This window comes from Stenotrophomonas sp. 2YAF22 (assembly GCF_052114665.1).
Taxonomy (GTDB): Bacteria; Pseudomonadota; Gammaproteobacteria; order Xanthomonadales; family Xanthomonadaceae; genus Stenotrophomonas; species Stenotrophomonas indicatrix.
In genome coordinates this window covers 1-4,076 of the sequence record NZ_JBFRFE010000396.1, presented here as the reverse complement: position 1 = coordinate 4,076, position 4,076 = coordinate 1, and the positions used below count along the sequence as shown (strand labels likewise).

At 66.7% G+C, this 4,076-nt stretch carries 3 protein-coding genes and 1 pseudogene; 2 read left to right on the top strand and 2 right to left on the bottom strand.

Annotation, left to right across the window (positions count from 1 at the left end):
- Positions 1-792 (top strand): annotated as a pseudogene (locus tag AB4Y84_RS15225) (discoidin domain-containing protein); the annotation flags it as partial.
- A 19-nt stretch (positions 793-811) separates the two neighbouring features.
- Positions 812-1,183 (top strand): hypothetical protein, encoded by a 372-nt coding sequence (locus AB4Y84_RS15220; RefSeq protein WP_442244971.1) that lies wholly within the window; start codon positions 812-814, stop codon positions 1,181-1,183.
- Positions 1,184-1,318: 135 nt separating this feature from the next.
- Here AB4Y84_RS15220 and AB4Y84_RS15215 read toward each other — a convergent pair whose 3' ends face one another.
- Both AB4Y84_RS15215 and AB4Y84_RS15210 read right to left on the bottom strand, forming a co-directional pair.
- Positions 1,319-2,293 carry an ABC transporter substrate-binding protein gene (locus tag AB4Y84_RS15215; protein WP_442244970.1) on the bottom strand — a complete coding sequence of 325 codons (975 nt, stop codon included), beginning with the start codon at positions 2,291-2,293 and terminating at the stop codon, positions 1,319-1,321.
- 18 nt (positions 2,294-2,311) lie between these two features.
- The gene (locus AB4Y84_RS15210) at positions 2,312-4,051 is read right to left on the bottom strand and encodes an amino acid ABC transporter permease/ATP-binding protein (protein ID WP_442244969.1); all 1,740 of its coding nucleotides are present in this window, start codon (positions 4,049-4,051) and stop codon (positions 2,312-2,314) included.
- Positions 4,052-4,076 lie beyond the last annotated feature (25 nt).

Sequence of the window (4,076 nt, the reverse complement as noted above, 5' to 3'; positions counted from 1 at the left end):
ACCGCCACGTGGGCGCGCGAACAGTACAAGGCGCTGTATGACGCACTGCATGCCTCGATCCGCGCAACGATGGCATGGAAGGGCATCGACTTCATTCCGTCATCGGCCGACCTCGGCGATGGCGATCCCACCGGTGTATCGATCGCGCTGGATCCCACCGGTGCGCAGAGCGTGCTGCCGGCCGAGGCCCTGCGCACCACCTTCGCCCGCTACCTGGACGATGTGCGCAAGCGCAACCAGCCCGGTGCGCTGTATGCCTACACGCCGTATGAAATCCGCAACGTGCTGAGCTACGTGCACCTGGGCCAGCCCGAAGCGGCCGACGAGCTGCTGCAGGGCCTGCTGCACGATCGCAGGCCGCTGGAATGGCAGGTGCTGGCCGAGGTCGTGCACTCGCGGTTGCGCTTCCCGCGCTACCTGGGCGACATGCCGCACACCTGGATCGGCGCCGAATACGGCCGCACCCTGTTCGGCATGCTGATGCGCGAGGACGACGACGCGTTGTCGCTGCTGCCGGGTACGCCCCCTTCGTGGGTCGCTGGCGAGGGCCTGGCCGTGGACCGCCTGCCCACCGCCTATGGCACCCTGCAGATGCAGGCACGCCAGCGCGATGGAACTCTGCAGGTCTCGCTCGGCAAGGGGCTGCGCAAGGGCACGCCGGTACGCGTATGGTGGCCGAGCCGTACCCTGCCCAAGGACGTGCGCGTGGATGGGCGATCGGTACGGAACTTCGACAAGGACGGCGTGCTGCTCGATGGCCCGTTCCGCACCCTGGAGGCACGTTGGCAGTAATGCCGATGCAGGAACCGAAGTGATCGAACTTGTACTCGATGGCAGCCCTGTCGCCGCCGCTACCGACGATCAGCTGGCCAGCGCACTGGCGCTGGCCGCATCCATGCCCCAGTTCGAACTGTGGGCATCGGTGCCCGACGGTCCATCGCTGTGCATGCTGCGCAATGCGGAGCATGCATGGCTGATGTACCTGCGCGAGCCCGGCGACGGCGGCTTCCACTCCTGCGGAAACGAACACCGCGCCGGCAACGCTTATTTCCGGCTCGACAATGGCCAGGTGGATGGCTATCCCCTGGCGTGGTGCATCGGCATCGAGGCGTGCTTCGCCGCGCTCAGTTTCTTTCACGGCAATGGAGGCGCCCGCCTGGAACACATCGATTGGCAGCCCTGACCCCGGTAGAGGCCGACCTTGGTCGGCATGCCCCGCCTCGCATTCCGGTGGCTGCCCTCCGGTAGATGCCGACCTTGGTCGGCATGCCCCGCCTCGCATTCCGGTGGGTGCCAACCGTTGGTTGGCACGCCTGCTTCAGAACCCTGGCAACCCCGGCGGATTGGTCTGCGACTGCGGCACCGCTTCTTCGGCCACATTCCAGCGCGCCAGCACCTTTGCGTAGGTGCCGCTGCTGATCTGGGTGTTCAATGCCTGGGTCACCGCATCGGCCAGGCCACTGCCCTTGCGGGTGGTCACCGAAATCGCCGCTGCGTCCGGCCAGCCACCCGGGAACAGGCCGACCCGGCGCACCTTGCCATCACGCGCCGAATAGGCGCCGGTGGCATTCGGCTCGAACGACACGTCGGCGCGGCCGGTGATCACTGCCAACCGCCCGATCACCGCATCATCGAAGTACTGGTACTCCACCGGTTTCAGGCCTGCGGCGATGTTCTGCTTGTCCCATTGGCGCAGGATCTGGTCCTGGTTGGTGCTGGCCCCCACCACCACTTTCAGCCCTGCAACATCGGCCGGTGTGGCGATCTTCTGGATCGGTCCATCGGTGCGGGTATAGATGCCCAGCAGGTCGAAACGATAGCTGGAGAAATCGAACTTCTTCTTGCGTTCTTCAGTGACCGTCACGTTCGACAGCACCGCATCGTACTTGCCCGATTCCAGCCCCAGCGGCCAGTCGGCCCAGGCCACCGGCACCACCACCAGCTTCAGGCCCAGGCCATCGGCGATCAATCTTGCGATGTCCGGCTCCACGCCCACCACTTCCTTGCTGTCGGCACCGTAGTCGGCCAACGGCAGCTGGCCGGGATGGGTGGCGATGGTGAACGCGCCCGGGGTGACGAAGCGATAGCCGGCCGGAATCAGCGCCTGCGCCTTCGGATCGGGCGTGCCCTTCAGTATCTGCGCGTTGCTGGCCGCCAGCGAGGTCGCCGCAACGGGCACACCGTCGGGGTCCTGGCGCACGCGCGAATAGACGATGCCGGCAATGCCGATGACCAGCACACCGATGATCAACAGGGTGCTGCGTGCGGGACGTCGCTGCGATGCTGGGCTCATGGCGGTTCTCGAAAGGGGTTACAGGGTCTTGGCCAGGAAATCGGCGGTGCGTTGCTGGCGCGGGTGTTCAAACAGCGCGTCTGGCGTGCCCTGCTCGATCACCCGGCCCTGGTCCATCATCACCACGTGGTCGGCCACGCGGCGGGCGAAGCCCAGTTCGTGGGTGACGATCACCAGCGTGGTGCCGGAACTGGCCAGTTCCTCGATCACGCTCAGCACCTCCGACACCAGCTCCGGGTCCAACGCGGAGGTCGGCTCGTCGAACAGCAGTACCTTCGGCTGCAGGGCCAGCGCGCGGGCGATGGCCACACGCTGCTGCTGGCCGCCAGACAGCTGGCGCGGGAAAGCATCGGCCTTGTCGGCCAGCCCCACCCGCTCCAGCAGGGTGCGTGCCTGCTGCTCGGCCTGGGCGCGCGAAATGCCGCGCACCGCGATGGGCGCTTCGATGATGTTCTCCAGTGCGGTCATGTGCGGGAACAGGTTGAAGCCCTGGAACACCATGCCGACTTCCGCGCGGCGACGGCGGATCTCGCCTTCCGGCAACTCGTACAGGGTGTCGCCGTCGCGGCGGTAACCGATCAGCTGGCCGCCCACGGTGACGAAGCCGCTGTCAGCGCGTTCAAGATGATTGATCAGCCGCAGCAGCGTGGACTTGCCCGCACCGGACGGACCGATCAGCACCGTCACGCTGCCGGCCCTCAGTTCCAGATGCACGTCATCAAGCACCGTCTGCTCTCCGAAGGCCTTGCCCACGCCCTGCAGGGACACAGCCGCGCCCGTTCCGGCCTCGATCGGCACGGCAAATGCCGCGCGGCTGGGCACGCGTGCAACGGTCGCCGCCGCCCGCGGTGCTGCAGACGATACCCGCGACACGTTGCGTTCATGCTGCAGCTGGCCGCGGGCAAAGCGCTGCTCCACCCGCCGTTGCAGCAGCGACAGCACCGTCAGGATCACCAGGTACCAGACGGTAGCCACCATCAGCAGCGGCACCACCTCCAGGTTGCGCCGGTAGATCACCTGCACGGTGTAGAACAGCTCCGGCAACGCCAGCACGTAGACCACCGAGGTGCTCTTGGCTAGGCCGATCACATCATTGAACGCTGCAGGCAGGATCGAACGCATCGCCTGCGGCAGGATGATGCGGCGCACCTGGCGCCCACGCGGCAGGCCCAACGCTGCGGCCGCCTCGTACTGGCCGTGGTCGACCGACAGGATGCCACCACGGATCACCTCGGCCGAGAACGCCGCCTGGTTCAAGGTGAGGCCGAGCACGGCGGCAGTGAACACGCCGATCAGCTGCGTGGTCGGGTACGAGAACAGGCTGATGCCGGTGAAGGGAACGCCCAGTTCGATGGTGCTGTACAGGTAACCCAGGTTGTTCAGCAGCAGCAACAGCACCAGCAGCGGAATCGAACGGAACAGCCACACGTAGCCCCACGACACCGCCGATAGCAGTGGTGAGCCGGAGACGCGGGCCAAGGCCAGCAAGGTGCCCAGCGCGAAGCCGAGGCCGGTACCGAGTGCGGTCAGCAGCAGCGTTCGCCCCAACCCGTCCAGTACCGGCCGGGCAAAGAACCACTCGGCGAACGTGCCCCAGCCCCAGCGCGGATTGCCCAGCACCGACTGCAGGCCGATCAGGATCAGCGCGAGTGCCAACACCGTGCCGATCACCTGCAGCGGATGCCGCGCCGGCACGATCTTCAGCGCCGTGGCCGGCTGGCGGACAATGCCCTCGATGGCAGTGGAAGGCGTACTCATGCCGCCGCTCCATGCAGTGCGAGGG